Genomic DNA, 14,044 nt, shown 5'->3' with positions numbered 1-14,044 from the left:
AAATGACGAGTAGCGAGGTTCTTGGGCAGCGGGCGGCGGCTTTCCTGGCGATGCACCGGCCCGGCGATCCGGTGATCCTGCCGACGGTGTGGGACGTGTGGTCGGCCAGGCTGGCTGTCGGCGCCGGGTTCGCCGCGCTGACCGTCGGTAGCAAGCCGGTTGCCGAATCGATGGGCCGCAGCGACGGCGAAGGGATGACGTTCGCCGAGGCGCTGAGCCGGGCGCGCCAGATCACCGAGGCCGTCGACGTGCCGGTGTCGCTCGATATCGAGTCCGGCTACGGCGAAACCCCGGCCCACCTGGTCGACGGTCTCCTGGACGCCGGCGTGGTCGGGTGCAACATCGAGGACTCGGTGCACAGCGAAGACAAGCGGCTGCGGTCATCCTCCGAGCACGCCGCGTATGTCGCCGCACTGCGGCAGGCCGCCGACGCCGCGGGCACACACCTGGTGATCAACGCCCGCACCGACCTGTTCCTGCGCAAGGACGGCGACGACTCCGACCGCATCGACCGTGCCATCGCCCGGCTGACCGAGTGCGCGAACGCCGGAGCGGACGTGCTCTACCCGGTCGGCCGACACGACGGGGAGACCCTGCGTGTGCTGGCCGCCGGACTGCCGAAGCCGGTCAACGCGTTGGCCGCACCCGACACCGACGACCCGGCCTCATTCGGCCCACTCGGTGTCGGGCGGGTCAGCTTCGGGCCACTGCTCCAAGCCGCGCTGGGCAGGCATGCCGGCGAGATCCTGGGCCGCTGGGCCTGACGCCCTCGGCGCCTGCGACCCCGGATCGTCAAACCCCTCGACGGACGAATTTGACACCTGTTAAGTTCGTCGCGTGGACAACATTCGCGGTAAGACCATCGCCATCACCGGCGCCGCCCGTGGGATCGGGCTGGCCACCGCCGCCGCACTGCTCGCTCGGGGCGCCCGGGTCGTCATCGGCGACCGCGACGTGAGCGTGCTCGACAAAGCGGTCAAGCAACTCGGTTCGAGCGGTCCGGTCACCGGCCACCCGCTCGACGTCACCGACCGCGAGTCGTTCTCGACGTTTCTGGACAAGGCCCGCGCCGACGGCGAGGGCCACATCGACGTGCTGATCAACAATGCCGGTGTCATGCCGGTGGGACCCTTCCTCGAGCAGACGCCGCAGACCATTCGTTCGGCGACCGAGGTCAACTTCTACGGCGTGCTCAACGGCTGCCAGCTGGTGCTGCCCGAGATGGTCAAACGCCGCAGCGGCCACATCATCAATATCGCCTCGCTGGCCGGGGTCGTGGCCGTACCGGGCCAGGTGCTCTACGCCGGAACCAAATTCGCCGTCGTCGGCCTGACCACCGCAATGTCCGACGAGTTCGCACCGCAGGGCGTCAAGGTCTCCGCGGTACTGCCCACCTTCACCAACACCGAACTGATCTCGGGCACAACGCCGTCGGCGGCCCAGAAGCCGGTGGAGCCCGAAGACATCGCCGCCGGCGTTGTCAAAGTGCTCGATAAGCCCAAGACTCTGGTTTCCGTGCCCAGCTTTGGGCGTCGCGTCTCGATCCTGGCGAGCCTGCTGCCGGACCGGGGCCGTCGTTGGCTGAACAAGAAGACCCAGAACGACACCGTGTTTCTGCAGTTCGACACCGCGGCCCGCAAGGCCTACGAGGACCGCGCGCAGCACGCCACCGGCGTCGTCGAAGGCGACTGAACCCGCAAAAGCCCGCGCTACCCCAGCGCCTGATCCAGGTCGGCGATCAGATCGTCGGTGCTTTCCAGCCCGACGGAGATCCGCACCACCCCGTCGCCGAGCCCGATCGCCGCACGCCCGTCGGGCCCCATCGCCCGATGGGTGGTGGTCGCCGGATGGGTGATCAGCGACTTCGCGTCCCCGAGGTTGTTGGAGATGTCGATCAGCTGCAGCCTGTCCAGCAACTCGAATGCTCGCTGCTTGGCAGCGCTCGGCGGGGCGTCGAGTTCGAAGGTGACGACGGTGCCGCCGCCGGACATCTGCCTGCGCGCCAGCTCGTACTGCGGATGCGACGGCAGGAACGGGTAGCGCACCCAGCGCACCGCCGGATGCTGCTCCAAGAACTCCGCGATCCGCAACGCCGCAGTGTTGGCGTAGTCGACCCGAACCGACAGTGTTTCAAGGCCTTTCAGCAGAACCCACGCGTTGAAAGCACTCAGGGCGGGGCCGGTGTGACGCATCAGGGTCTGCACCGGGCCGTCGATGTACTCCTGGTCGCCCAGGATCGCCCCGCCCAGGATCCGGCCCTGCCCATCGAGGTGTTTGGTGCCGGAGTACACCACCACATCCACACCGAGCGGAATGCCCTGCTGCAGCAGCGGAGTGGCGAACACGTTGTCCAGCACCACTTTCGCGCCGGCGGCATGGGCCAGCTCGGTGACCGCGGCGATGTCGACCAGTGACTGCATCGGGTTGGACGGCGTCTCGAAGAACACCGCGCTGGTGGGGACCGACAGTGCCTGTTCCCACTGCGCCAAGTCATCACCGTCGACGAAGACGGTTTCCACCCCCCAGCGGGGCAGAACCTCGTTGCAGACCACGAAACACGATCCGAACAGACTGCGCGCAGCCACCAAACGATCACCCGCGCCCAGCAGCGCACCGAGTGCGACGAACACCGCCGCCATGCCGCTGGCGGTGGCGAACGCCGCCGGGGCCCCTTCGATCAGGCGCAGCCGTTCCTCGAACATCGACACCGTCGGATTGCCGTACCGCGAATAGACGAACCTCTCGACCTCGCCGGCGAAGGCCTGCTCCGCGGCGGCCGCGGATTCATAGACGTAACCGGAGCTGAGGAACAACCCCTCGGCGGTCTCCTCGAACTGCGAGCGCAGCAGCCCGCCGCGCACGCCGATGGTGGCCGGACCGACGCCGTCCGGCAGGGGTTTCGGAATACGGACAGAACGTTTCGGGCCCGGCTCGCTCATGACTGTTTCCAGGGCAGGCCGACGGCACGCCAGCCTGTGCCACCCCGGTGGGCGTGCTCGTCGAGCTGGCCCTCGAAACCATCCAGCACGTTGTAGGACGGGGTCAGACCCAGCGCGGTACCGGCTTCGGCCGCCGGGATGGAGCGGTTGCCCGAGCGGCACAAGAAGATCGCCGGCCCGCCGGCGACGCGCGCCGCCAGTTCGCGGGAGAAATCGAGGTTGGGGCTGCCGTCGGAGTGGACCCACTCGACGCAGACCACCTCGCGGCCCAGACCGGACACGTCGGGCAGGCCGACGAAGCGCCATTCGGCGTCGGTGCGCACGTCGATGAGCGTCGCCGCCGGGTCGTCGCGCAGTATCGCCCAGGCCTGCTCGGGTGTGATATCTCCTGCGTAGCTCACCTGCGAAAGTCTCGCACCTGAATCCGGTTCACGCCACGGCGGGTCACGGCCAGAGCTTGTCCAGAACGGTCGCCACCTGCCCGGCGCGGTCCCGGGCGATCGCCACGTCCGGCCCCGTGGCCAGCGCCAAGCCCAACCGCCGGCGCGGGTGTCCCTCATGGTGCCGGAACACCACCACATCACTTTCAGTCACGCTGAGCGCATCGGCGACCACGGTCACGCTGTCGGGGGTGACCTCAGCCGCGGGACCGGTGCGGCGACGCGAGTAGATCAGCCGGGCGGCACCGGGCGAGACCATGATGGTGTCGGTTGCCAGCCCGAGGATTCCACGCGCCTGCAGTTCGAAACCGGACAGCCGCTGGGTCCGCAACGTCAGCAGCGCGGCGTCATACGGGCGCACATCGACGCCGGCGAAATACACCTCGTCGCCGTGTACCAGCAGGTCCACTCCGAACAGGCCGCGTCCGCCGAGCGCCCGAGCCACCCGCGCGGCGATCGACTTGGCGGCGTCCAGCGCCACGGCGGTCATCGGGTGCGGCTGCCAGAACTCCACCGTCAGTTGCCCATTCGGATCTTCGGCGCTGCTGTGCCCGATCGGTGCGCAGAAGTCCAGCGCCGGTCCACCCGGGCCCTCGCTGTGTACGGCGAGCAGGGTGACCTCGCTGTCGAACTCCACCACCGTCTCGGCCAGCACCCGGGGCGGCGTCCCCGGGACGGCGGCCGAGACCGCCCGCTGCCAAGCGGGCTCGATATCGCTGTCGCGCACCATGACCGAACGGCCCTCGCCGAGCGAGCCCCCCACCGGTTTGACCGACATCGGATATCCGGCGTGCTCGGCCACCTCCCGCAGTTCCTCGACGGATCCGGCGAACCAGAACGGCGCGGTGGGCAACCCCAGTTCGTCAGCGGCCAGCCGCCGCATCCCCTCCGGGTCGGCGGCCAAGCGGGCGCCGCGCAGACCGGGCACCAGTCGGGTGAATCCGGTGTCGGCGGCGACGGCCAGCGCGTCGGTGGCCACCACGTCGGAGGCCACCACCACGAATTTCGGCTGCAACCACCGGATCGCCGCGGCAAGTTCGTCGTTGTCGCTCAGGTCGACCACCACCGAGCGGTCGACGATCCCGTGCAGCGCCGCGTCGGCGTAACGGTCGACGGCGATCACCTCGGCGCCCAGGCGCTGCAGCGCCGTCACCAACTCCCGGCTGAGATCACCAGACCCGAGCAGCGCGACCCTGGTTCGGCTGGGACCGTCGGCGGACAACCGCTCGGTCGCGAACTCACCCGCCTCGCCGTTCACCGCCCCACCCTCCCCGTGCCACGGCAATGTTGCATGCTGCTCCAGGATAGGCCCGGCGCCTGCGCGCGCAGCCGAATACAGTTGAAACCATGAGTGTCCTGACATCACCGAAGACCTACACGGGGTTGGCCGCATTTCAGGTCGCTGATGCGGTGGCCTGCGCCATCCCGGTGCCCTACATCGCCAAAGCCCTCGACACGGTGCAGTGCCCGCAGCAGGTCCGGCCGATCCTGCCGATCGTCAAGGTGGCCTCGGCAGTCGGCCTGCTGTCCGTGCACCGGTTCCCGGTGCTGGCCCGGGTGACCACCGCGGCGTTGACGCTGTATTTCATCCTCGCGGTCGGCGCGCACGTCCGGGTCCGTGACAGCATCCCCAACACCGTGCCAGCCGCGTCGTTTCTGGCGCTGTTCACGGCGATGACGCTGCGCGGGCCGCGCCCGAACGATTAGGGCTGGCCGGGCAACAGGCGCACCATCAGGCCCTGCGCCTCGGCCAGCACGGTGCCGTCGGTGTCGGTGAGTTCGGCGCCGATGAACGCCTTGCGTCCCTCGACCTTCTCGATCCGGCCGTGCACCAACAGCGGGGTGTCGATCGGGGTGACCTTGCGATAGTCGACGTGCAGGAACGCCGTCCGGCTGATCGGGCGGTTCGCGGCGTGCACCACCATCCCGAACATCCAGTCGAACAGCAGCGGCAGCACGCCCCCGTGTACCGCGAAGTTACCGCCCACATGGAACCGGCTGAACGAGCCCGTCATCGAGACACCGTCGGGCTCGAAGCGGCTGATCCGCCACGGCGGCAGCAGCAGGCTGCCCATACCCGGCAGCGACGGTGCCCGCCCGGCCGGGGCGACTCCCGCGGGCGCCGGGAACTTCTCCAGCAACCCCACCAGCGCCTCGACGCGGTCGGCGGCGTCGTCCCAGGTGGCGTCGCTGGGATCGGTCGACACCGACAGGTCCTGCAGCCGCCGCATGGTGGTGACGAACCGCGCGAAGCCCGCGCTCGGCTCGACGACGCCGTAGTCCGGGAATCCGCCGTGACTGGCGTAGTCGGGATCACTATCGGTGTTGTCTGTGCCGTCCAGCGGCGCACCGTCGCTCACGCGTGGCTCCGCACGACATCGCGACGCACGATGGTCTGCTCCCGTCCGGGACCGACCCCGATGCACGAAACCTGGGCTCCGGCAATCTCTTCCAGCCGAGATACGTAGTCGCGCGCATGGACCGGCAGCTCCTCGAACGTCCGGGCACCCGAGATGTCCTCCCACCAGCCCGGCAGTTCTTCGTAGACCGGTTCGGCGCGGGCGAATTCTTCCTGGGTCATCGGCAGCTCGTCGGTGCGCTTGCCGTCTATCTCGTAGCCGACGCAGACCGGCACGGTTTCCAGGCTGGACAGCACGTCGAGCTTGGTCAGGAAGTAATCGGTGATGCCGTTGACCCGGGTGGCGTAGCGGGCGATCACCGCGTCGAACCAGCCGCACCGCCGCCGGCGGCCGGTGGTCACGCCGACCTCGCCGCCGGTCTTGGACAGGTACTCGCCGCTGGCGTCGAACAGTTCGGTGGGGAACGGCCCCGAGCCGACCCGAGTTGTGTAGGCCTTCAGGATGCCCAGCACCGTGGTGATGCGGGTGGGCCCGACGCCGGAACCCACCGCCGCACCTCCGGCGGTCGGGTTGCTCGACGTCACGTACGGGTAGGTGCCGTGGTCGACGTCGAGCAGGGTGCCCTGCGAGCCTTCCAGCAGCACATTCTCGCCGCGGTCCAGCGCGGCACCCAGCACCAGCGAGGTGTCGGCGATGCGGTGCTTGAAACCCTCGGCCTGCTTCAGCAGATCTTCGAGCACCTGCTGCGGCTCGAGCGCCTTGCGGTTGTAGATCTTGACCAGCACCTGGTTCTTGAACTCCAGGGCGGCCTCGATCTTGTTCGCCAGCGACTCTTCGTCGAGTACGTCCGCGACCCGGATCCCGATCCGGGCGATCTTGTCCTGGTAGCAGGGCCCGATGCCGCGGCCGGTGGTGCCGATCTTCTTGCTGCCCATGTAGCGCTCGGTCACCTTGTCGATGGCGACGTGATAGGGCATCAGCAGATGGGCGTCGGCGGAGATCAGCAGCCGCGAGGTGTCCACGTCGCGGCGCTCCAGCCCCGCCAGCTCCTCGAGCAGCACGCCCGGGTCGACCACCACGCCGTTGCCGATGACGTTGGTGACGTGCGGCGTCAACACCCCGGATGGGATCAGGTGCAGGGCGAAGTTCTCCCCGGTGGGCAGTACCACGGTGTGGCCGGCGTTGTTGCCGCCCTGGTAGCGCACCACCCACTGCACTCGCTCGCCGAGTAGGTCGGTGGCTTTCCCTTTGCCCTCGTCGCCCCACTGGGCGCCGATGACGACGATTGCCGGCATGGATTTCTCGCTAACTGTCTTGGCTTACTGTGGTCCAGCCGGGGAATGAGCCTATCTGAAGCGATTCACAAGGAGCGTGTTGAACGCCACTAACGGCACCGGGGGCCGGTTGATGCCTGCTGAAACCGCCGTTTTGCTGTTTGCCGGGCGGTCGCTGCCGCGGGCCCTGCGTGGGTTGTCGACGGTGCAGGTCGCCGAAGCGGACACGGACAACTCGGGAGTCTTGGACGCGGCGATCAATCGCTACCGCCGGCTGGTGGTGGTGGGCGGTGACGCGGACCTGGCGCGGGTGCTGACCCGGATGCTGCGCGCCGACCGGCTCGATGTCGAGGTGGGTTACGCGCCGCCGCGACGCACCCCCGCGACCACCGCCTACCGCCTGCCGGCCGGGTGGCGCGCAGTGCGGCGCGCGCGGCGGGGCACCGCCCGCCCGGTGCCGCTGGTCCGCGACGACGCGGGCACCGCCCTGGTGGGCGTCGGCCGCTGGCTGCCGGTCGACGGCGCCGGGGTGCTGCGCGGTGAGGGCATCGTCGATGACGCCGCGCTGTTCGACGGGGACGTGGCCGGGGTGCTGATCGAACCGATCGGCACCGCACCGGGACTGCGGGCCGGGATCCCGCAGCGAGGCGGCCGGGTGCGACGCTGGGTGACGGGCCGCGCGGCGCAGCTGGGCACGACCGGTGCACTGGTGGTGCGCGACGGGGTCTATGGCACCCGGACCGTGAAGCGGTCCACCTTTTATCGGCACATCGAGGACTGGCTGCTGGTCGGATAGGTTCGTGGGCGTGAACGTCCATCCCCTGCGCGGCCAGGCGGTGCGGCCCAGCCCGGTCTTTCTGGCCCTGGTGGCGGTGACCGCGCTCGGCGGCGCGCTGGCCTGGTGGGCGGGCACCGACGTCCGTCCGCTGGCCCACGCCGGTGTGTTCGTGTTCGTGATCGCCGGCTGGCTGGTGTCGCTGTGTCTGCACGAGTTCGGCCACGCCTACACCGCCTGGCGGTTCGGCGACCGCGGCGTGGAGATGCGCGGCTATCTGACCCTCAACCCGCTGCGCTACACCCATCCGGGACTGTCGCTGGTGCTGCCGATGCTGTTCATCATGCTCGGCGGCATCGGCCTGCCGGGCGGGGCGGTGTACGTCCAGACGTCGTTCATGACGCCGTGGCGGCGCACCCTGGTCAGCCTGGCCGGCCCGGCGGCCAACCTGATACTGGCGGTGCTGTTGCTGGGCTCCACCCGGGCGTTCTACGACCCCGCGCACCCGGTGTTCTGGTCCGCGCTGGCGTTCCTGGGTTTCCTGCAGGTCACCGCGGTGGTGCTGAACCTGCTGCCGGTGCCGGGGCTGGACGGCTACGGCGCGCTGGAGCCGCACCTGAGCCCGGCGACCCGCCGCGCCGTGCAGCCGTTCCAGCAGTGGGGCCTGTTGGTCCTGCTGATGTTGCTGATCGCCTCACCGGCGCTGAACCGGAAGTTCTTCGCAATGGTGCTGTGGTTCTTCGACCTGTTCGACGTGCCGCGCCAGCTGGTGGGGTGGGGGTTGGGGCTGACCCAGTTCTGGGGATCCTGGTTCTGAGTTCCGAGCCGGGACGCCGCCCGCGCCGAATATATTTGCCAGCCATGGGCGCCGGTCACGATCATCGTCACACCGACACTCGCCTGTCCCGGATGATCGTCTCCGCCGCGATCCTGACCACGCTGTTCGTCGTCGAACTGACCACCGCGATCACCATCAACTCGATCGCCCTGCTGGCCGACGCCGGGCATCTGCTCACCGACCTGGCCGCCCTGTTCATGGGCGTGGCCGCGGTGATGCTGGCCCGGCGCGGCAGCACGTCACCGTCGCGCACCTACGGCTGGCACCGCGCCGAGGTGTTCACCGCGGTCGCCAACGCCGTGCTGCTGATCGGGGTGGCGACCTTCATCCTCACCGAGGCGATCCGCCGCATCGGCACCGCACCGGACGTGCCCGGCGTGCCGATGATCGTCGTCGCACTCGCCGGACTGACCGTCAACATCGGAGTGGCACTGCTGTTGCGCTCCCACTCGGCGCAGAGCCTCGCGGTGCGCGGGGCGTACCTGGAGGTGGTCGCCGACACCGTCGGCAGCGTCGGCGTGCTGATCGCCGGCATCGTCACCGTGACCACCGGCTGGCCCTACGCCGACGTGGTGGTCGCCGTCTTCGTGGCGCTGTGGGTGCTGCCGCGGGCGTTCGCGCTGGCCGGGGCGGCGCTGCGGATCCTGTCGGAGGCATCACCGAGCCACATCGACGTCGACGAACTCCGCGCGGCGCTCGCCGCCGTCGACGGTGTCACCGACGTACATGACCTACACGTCTGGACGCTGGTTCCGGGCCAAGACATGGCCACCGCCCACCTGGGCACCGGCGCCGACGCCGGCCGGGTGCTGGCCGACGCGCGGGCCGTGCTGGCCGCCCGCGGGCTGACTCACGCCACCGTGCAGGTGGAACCTGCCGGGCAGGGTGGTCACTGCCCACTCGGATACTGATGCCCCAGCACGCCGTGAGTCAGCTCAGCCCCAGCGCAGAGCGGGCGCCGGGATCGCAGTCGTCGAGCAGAGCCAGGCAGCGCGCCTGTTCGTCAGTCTCCCCGATGATGTCGGCGGCTCGCGCCAGCACGGCCACACACCGCAAGAAGCCCCGGTTGGGCTCATGCGCGTACGGCACCGGACCGTAGCCCTTCCACCCGTTACGGCGCAGCTGGTCCAGGCCGCGGTGGTAACCGGTGCGCGCGTAGGCATAGGCGGTGACCACTTTGTCCTCGGCCAATGCCGCTTCAGCCAGCACCGCCCACGCCACCGAGGCAGCCGGATGCGCGGCCGCGACAATCGTGGGGTTCTGGTTGGCCCGCAGGCCGGCCTCGGCGTCGGGGTCGCCGGGTAGCAAGATCGGATCGGGGCGGAGAAGATCACCGGTGTGCGTCACATCGTTCATTCTGCCGTGCCGTCCATAGCCAGCCACTCCGGCAATCCGCCACCGCGCTCAGTAAGCTGGCGCCCAGCAGATTCGCTAGCGGGAGGACAGCAGTAGCCCATGCCGAACCCATCCGGCCCCGACCGCGACGACGTCCCCGCCCCGCCCGCATCCGATCACGGTCCCCAGACCGGTGATGCCACCCCGATCGAGCAGCAGCCCGACGGCGACGAACAGGTCACCGAGGTCCACGCCGCCGCCTCCGCGGAAGACGAGACCACCGTCATGCCGGAGACTCCCGCAGAAGCCCCGGCCGACACCGAGGCCGTCACCGAGGTGATCACCACCGAGGCCGCGCCCCAGGAACCCGGTGTCGACGGATCGCCGGAGCGCCGGTTCACCGCACCCGGGTTCGACGCCGGGCAGACCGAGGTCATCCCGTCGGTGGGTGACGCGGAGACCGAGGTGATCGCGCAGCAGGGCGATGACGCGGGAAAGGCGATACCGCAACAGATCCCGGCTCGGGCGGGCGGGAGGCTGCCGTCCACCGTGTCACGTAGCTGGGGCTGGGTGATGGCGGTGATCCTGATCGTCCTGCTGCTCGCGGTCGTCGCGGTGCTGGGCACCCTGTGGCTGACCCGCGACAGCAGGGAGGCCGCCTCGCAGGAAGAGCACGTCCGCGCCACCATCCAGAACTTCGACATCGCCATGCAGAACGGTGACCTGGCCGCGTTGCGCAGTCTCACCTGCGGCGACTTCCGCGACCGCTACGTCAACTACGACCAGAAGGCCTGGGACGACACCTACCGCCGGATCTCGGCGGCCAAGCAGTATCCGGTGGTCGCCAGCATCGACGAAGTCGTCGTCAACGACGGTCACGCCGAAGCCAACGTCACCGCGTTCATGGCCTACGAGCCGCGGGTGCGCTCAACCCGCAGCTTCGACCTGCAGTTCCGCGACGACCAGTGGAAGATCTGCCAGTCGCACGGCGGCTAGCAAGGCTCGACGGAGGAGGGGCGCAGCTGGGCCGCCGAATCAGGCACGCCGGTTAGCACGTTGACTCTGCGTCCACGGTGGAGTCTTCTCGCACTTTTCCGCCGTGGACGCAGAGTCAACGAGTTCAACTCAGGCTCTTGCCGGCGCTGTGCAGGTCGTTGCAGGCCTCGACGACCCGTTCGGTCATGGCGGCCTCGGCCTTCTTGAGGTAGCTGCGCGGGTCGTAGGTCTTCTTGTTGCCGACCTCGCCGTCGACCTTCAGCACCCCGTCGTAGTTGGTGAACATGTGCGCGGCGACCGGGCGGGTGAACGCGTACTGGGTGTCGGTGTCGACGTTCATCTTCACCACCCCGTAGCGCAGCGCCTCCTCGATCTCAGACTTCAACGAACCCGAGCCGCCGTGGAAGACGAAGTCGAACGGCTTGGAGCCGTCGGCCAGGCCCAACTTGGCCGACGCCACCTTCTGGCCCTCGGCCAGGATGTCGGGGCGCAGCTTGACGTTGCCGGGCTTGTAGACGCCGTGCACGTTGCCGAAGGTGGCGGCCAGCAGGTACTGGCCCTGCTCGCCGGCGCCCAGGGCGGCGACGGTCTTCTCGAAGTCCTCCGGTGAGGTGTAGAGCTTCTCGTTGATCTCGGCCTCCACGCCGTCCTCTTCACCGCCGACCACGCCGATCTCCACCTCGAGGATGATCTTGGCGGCCACCGCCTGGGCCAGCAGTTCCTGGGCGATGGTCAGGTTCTCGTCGATCGGCACGGCCGAGCCGTCCCACATGTGCGACTGGAACAGCGGATTCTGGCCCACTCGCACCCTCTCACTGGAGATCGCCAGCAGCGGACGCACGAAGCCGTCCAGCTTGTCCTTGGGGCAGTGGTCGGTGTGCAGGGCCACGTTGATCGGGTACTTGGCGGCGATCACGTGGGCGAACTCGGCCAGTGCCACCGCGCCGGTCACCATGTCCTTGACACCCAGCCCGGATCCGAATTCCGCCCCCCCGGTGGAGAACTGGATGATGCCGTCGCTCCCGGCGTCGGCGAAGCCTTTGATTGCCGCGTTGATGGTCTCCGACGACGTGCAGTTGATCGCCGGGAACGCGTACGAGTTCTCCTTGGCGCGGCCCAGCATCTCGGCGTAGACCTCGGGGGTGGCGATGGGCATGGAACTCTCTCCTCCTGGGGGCAGACTGTGCCTCCCCAGTATCCCCAACGGTTAATTCCCCACGACACCGGTATGTTGGGGCCTCATGAGCATGACGGTGGCGGCGGCGATGCCCCACATCTTGGACCCGATGTACTGGATCGGGCAGGGCGGCCTATTCGAGCACGCGGTACTGCCGGCCATCCTGGTGATCGTCTTCGTCGAAACCGGCTTGCTGTTTCCGCTGTTACCCGGTGAATCGCTTTTGGTCACCGGTGGCCTGCTGGCCGCCGCCGGCAATCCCGACATCTGGGTGCTGGCGCCTGCCGTGGCGATCGTGGCGATATTGGGCGATCAGACCGGCTATTTCATCGGCCGCCGTCTCGGGCCGGCGCTGTTCAAGAAAGAGGATTCCCGCTTCTTCAAGAAGCACTATGTGACGGATTCGCACGCCTTCTTCGAGAAGTACGGGCCGGCCGCGATCATCCTGGCCCGCTTCGTGCCGTTCGCACGGACCTTCGTCCCGGCTATCGCGGGCGTCTCCTACATGCGATACCCGGTCTACCTGGCCTTCGACATCGTCGGCGGCATCCTGTGGGGAGCCGGGATGACCCTGACGGGATACTGGCTGGGCACCAAGGTGCCCGGCATCACCGAGCACCTGGAATTGATCATCATCGGGATTCTGTTCGTCTCGCTGCTGCCGGCGATCTTCTCGGCGGCCAAGGCGTACCTGGCGCGCCGCCGGAACCGCGCGGCGCAGACACCGGCCGACGAGTCGGCCCTCAGCGCGCAGAATCCCGAGTAGGTCAGCTAGCCGGTTGGGCGGCCGCGACGGTGTGTGCGGCCTCCATCAGCATCCATCCGCCCAGCTGCACCGACAGGTCGCGCTCGGGCACCTCGGACTCGCGCACCGCACCGCCGATAGAGGTGGCCACTTCGCCGTCGGCCCGGGGCACCTCGGCGGCCTGGTCCCAGAACGCCCCGAACAGCGGCAGCCCGTTGACCGATTGCCGGTAGTCCCACGCCGATTTCGCCGACGACAACACCAGCTTGCCCGCGGTGTCACGCGCCTCGGCGTCGGCGGCGGAGTCACCCGGCAGATCGGTGGCGACCAGCGCCAGATAGCGCGCGGTGATGCCGGCGAACAGCCCGCCGTCGCCGCCGCCGGCGCCCTTGATCACCCCGCCGGGGGCCATCTGCTTTTTCACCGCGGCGACCAGCCGGTGGACGCGGGCGGCGTGCCGCTCGGCTCCGGTGCGCGCCGCCAACTCGGTCTCCAGCCCCAGCACCACGCCCTGGCAGTAGGTGTACTCGGCGCGCACCAGCGAGCCAGCTCTGATGCCGTCGAACACCAGGTGGGTCTCCGGGTCGATCAGGGTGTCGTCGATCCAGTCGCCCATCTCCTGGGCGCGCCCAAGCCAGTCCGGCTCGCGGGCCAGGAAGATCCCGGCCGGCCCGTTTGCGGGGGCGTTGAAGAACGGGTTGGTGAACTGTTCGTCCTTGCGCCATGGGATGCCGCCGCCGGCTTCGGGCATCCACGAGTCGGTCAGCTCGCGAGTCAGGGTGCCCAACGCGCGATGCCGGTCGACGCCGGTGACCCGGCAGGCCCGCTGGATGGCCAGCGCCAACCACGCCATGTCGTCGTAGTAGGCGTTGGTCCAGCGGCCCACGTTCCGCAGCCGGTGCGTACGGATCTGCCGCTTGATCCGGGTCACCCGTTCCGGTTGCGGGTCACGGAGTTGCGCGTCGACCAAACAGTCCAGCAGGTGCGCCTGCCACCAGTAGTGCCAGTGCGGGGCGCGCCGGATCGGGGGCCAGGCCACCACCCCCAGCTGGGTGCCCGGGATGCGCCAGAGGGCTTTGAGGTGTCTCGCGGTGACGGCGGCCTCGGCGCTTTCGGCCCGGTTCGCCCAGAGCAGATCCATAGCCGTTGATCCTGCCCTATCGGG

General features: G+C 68.9%; 16 protein-coding genes. 8 read left to right on the top strand and 8 right to left on the bottom strand.

Annotated features, from left to right (window positions below; all coding sequences use genetic code 11):
• Positions 1-2: 2 nt before the first annotated feature.
• Positions 3-764 (top strand): isocitrate lyase/PEP mutase family protein, encoded by a 762-nt coding sequence (locus AWC16_RS10955; RefSeq protein WP_085264780.1) that lies wholly within the window; start codon positions 3-5, stop codon positions 762-764.
• Positions 765-837: 73 nt separating this feature from the next.
• Positions 838-1,692, top strand: coding sequence for an SDR family oxidoreductase (locus tag AWC16_RS10950; RefSeq protein ID WP_085264779.1), 855 nt, complete (start codon positions 838-840; stop codon positions 1,690-1,692).
• A 17-nt stretch (positions 1,693-1,709) separates the two neighbouring features.
• Here the strand turns inward: AWC16_RS10950 and AWC16_RS10945 are convergent, their stop codons facing one another.
• From AWC16_RS10945 to purT, 3 genes are read right to left on the bottom strand one after another with little or no spacing between them, the layout of a single operon-like run.
• A complete protein-coding gene (locus AWC16_RS10945) occupies positions 1,710-2,939 on the bottom strand; it encodes an O-succinylhomoserine sulfhydrylase (RefSeq protein ID WP_085264778.1) in 1,230 nt (409 codons plus the stop codon).
• Positions 2,936-3,340, bottom strand: coding sequence for a rhodanese-like domain-containing protein (locus AWC16_RS10940; RefSeq protein WP_085264777.1), 405 nt, complete (start codon positions 3,338-3,340; stop codon positions 2,936-2,938). Before AWC16_RS10940 ends, AWC16_RS10945 begins: the two co-directional genes overlap by 4 nt.
• Positions 3,341-3,383: 43 nt before the next feature.
• Positions 3,384-4,637 (bottom strand): formate-dependent phosphoribosylglycinamide formyltransferase, encoded by a 1,254-nt coding sequence (gene purT / locus AWC16_RS10935; protein ID WP_085264776.1) that lies wholly within the window; start codon positions 4,635-4,637, stop codon positions 3,384-3,386.
• 89 nt (positions 4,638-4,726) lie between these two features.
• Here purT and AWC16_RS10930 point away from each other — a divergent pair, with 89 nt between their 5' ends.
• Complete coding sequence (locus AWC16_RS10930) at positions 4,727-5,086, top strand: DoxX family protein (RefSeq protein ID WP_085264775.1); 360 nt, start codon at positions 4,727-4,729, stop codon at positions 5,084-5,086.
• Here AWC16_RS10930 and AWC16_RS10925 read toward each other — a convergent pair.
• Together AWC16_RS10925 and AWC16_RS10920 are read right to left on the bottom strand one after the other, a co-directional pair.
• Positions 5,083-5,721, bottom strand: coding sequence for a hotdog domain-containing protein (locus tag AWC16_RS10925; protein ID WP_276062489.1), 639 nt, complete (start codon positions 5,719-5,721; stop codon positions 5,083-5,085). The two genes, AWC16_RS10930 and AWC16_RS10925, sit on opposite strands and share 4 nt — an antisense overlap.
• Before the next feature lie 14 nt (positions 5,722-5,735).
• The gene (locus AWC16_RS10920; protein WP_085264773.1) at positions 5,736-7,034 is read right to left on the bottom strand and encodes an adenylosuccinate synthase; all 1,299 of its coding nucleotides are present in this window, start codon (positions 7,032-7,034) and stop codon (positions 5,736-5,738) included.
• A 112-nt stretch (positions 7,035-7,146) separates the two neighbouring features.
• Between AWC16_RS10920 and AWC16_RS10915 the strand changes: the two genes are divergently transcribed.
• The 3 genes from AWC16_RS10915 to AWC16_RS10905 are packed head-to-tail and all read left to right on the top strand — an operon-like array spanning position 7,147 to position 9,537.
• A complete protein-coding gene (locus tag AWC16_RS10915; protein WP_085264772.1) occupies positions 7,147-7,809 on the top strand; it encodes a peptidase M50 in 663 nt (220 codons plus the stop codon).
• Positions 7,810-7,819: 10 nt separating this feature from the next.
• Positions 7,820-8,605 (top strand): site-2 protease family protein, encoded by a 786-nt coding sequence (locus AWC16_RS10910; RefSeq protein ID WP_085264915.1) that lies wholly within the window; start codon positions 7,820-7,822, stop codon positions 8,603-8,605.
• 44 nt (positions 8,606-8,649) lie between these two features.
• A complete protein-coding gene (locus AWC16_RS10905) occupies positions 8,650-9,537 on the top strand; it encodes a cation diffusion facilitator family transporter (protein ID WP_085264771.1) in 888 nt (295 codons plus the stop codon).
• A gap of 19 nt (positions 9,538-9,556) precedes the next feature.
• Here the strand turns inward: AWC16_RS10905 and AWC16_RS10900 are convergent, their stop codons facing one another.
• A complete protein-coding gene (locus tag AWC16_RS10900; protein WP_207572303.1) occupies positions 9,557-9,973 on the bottom strand; it encodes a DUF3151 domain-containing protein in 417 nt (138 codons plus the stop codon).
• 108 nt (positions 9,974-10,081) lie between these two features.
• Between AWC16_RS10900 and AWC16_RS10895 the strand changes: the two genes are divergently transcribed.
• A complete protein-coding gene (locus tag AWC16_RS10895) occupies positions 10,082-10,957 on the top strand; it encodes an Rv0361 family membrane protein (protein WP_085264769.1) in 876 nt (291 codons plus the stop codon).
• Positions 10,958-11,081: 124 nt separating this feature from the next.
• Here the strand turns inward: AWC16_RS10895 and fbaA are convergent, their stop codons facing one another.
• Entirely contained in the window at positions 11,082-12,113 is a 1,032-nt protein-coding gene (gene fbaA, locus AWC16_RS10890) for a class II fructose-bisphosphate aldolase (protein WP_085264768.1), read from the bottom strand.
• 85 nt (positions 12,114-12,198) lie between these two features.
• Here fbaA and AWC16_RS10885 point away from each other — a divergent pair, with 85 nt between their 5' ends.
• The gene (locus AWC16_RS10885; protein WP_207572302.1) at positions 12,199-12,900 is read left to right on the top strand and encodes a DedA family protein; all 702 of its coding nucleotides are present in this window, start codon (positions 12,199-12,201) and stop codon (positions 12,898-12,900) included.
• Position 12,901: 1 nt separating this feature from the next.
• Here AWC16_RS10885 and AWC16_RS10880 read toward each other — a convergent pair whose 3' ends face one another.
• Positions 12,902-14,014, bottom strand: a complete 1,113-nt coding sequence (locus AWC16_RS10880; protein ID WP_409370681.1) for a glycoside hydrolase family 76 protein — start codon at positions 14,012-14,014, stop codon at positions 12,902-12,904.
• Between the last annotated feature and the right edge of the window lie 30 nt (positions 14,015-14,044).

This window comes from Mycolicibacter longobardus (genome assembly GCF_002102265.1).
GTDB classification, from domain to species: Bacteria; Actinomycetota; Actinomycetes; order Mycobacteriales; family Mycobacteriaceae; genus Mycobacterium; species Mycobacterium longobardum.
The sequence above is the reverse complement of the archived record's forward strand: the minus strand, read 5'-3'. Positions and strand labels throughout refer to the sequence as shown.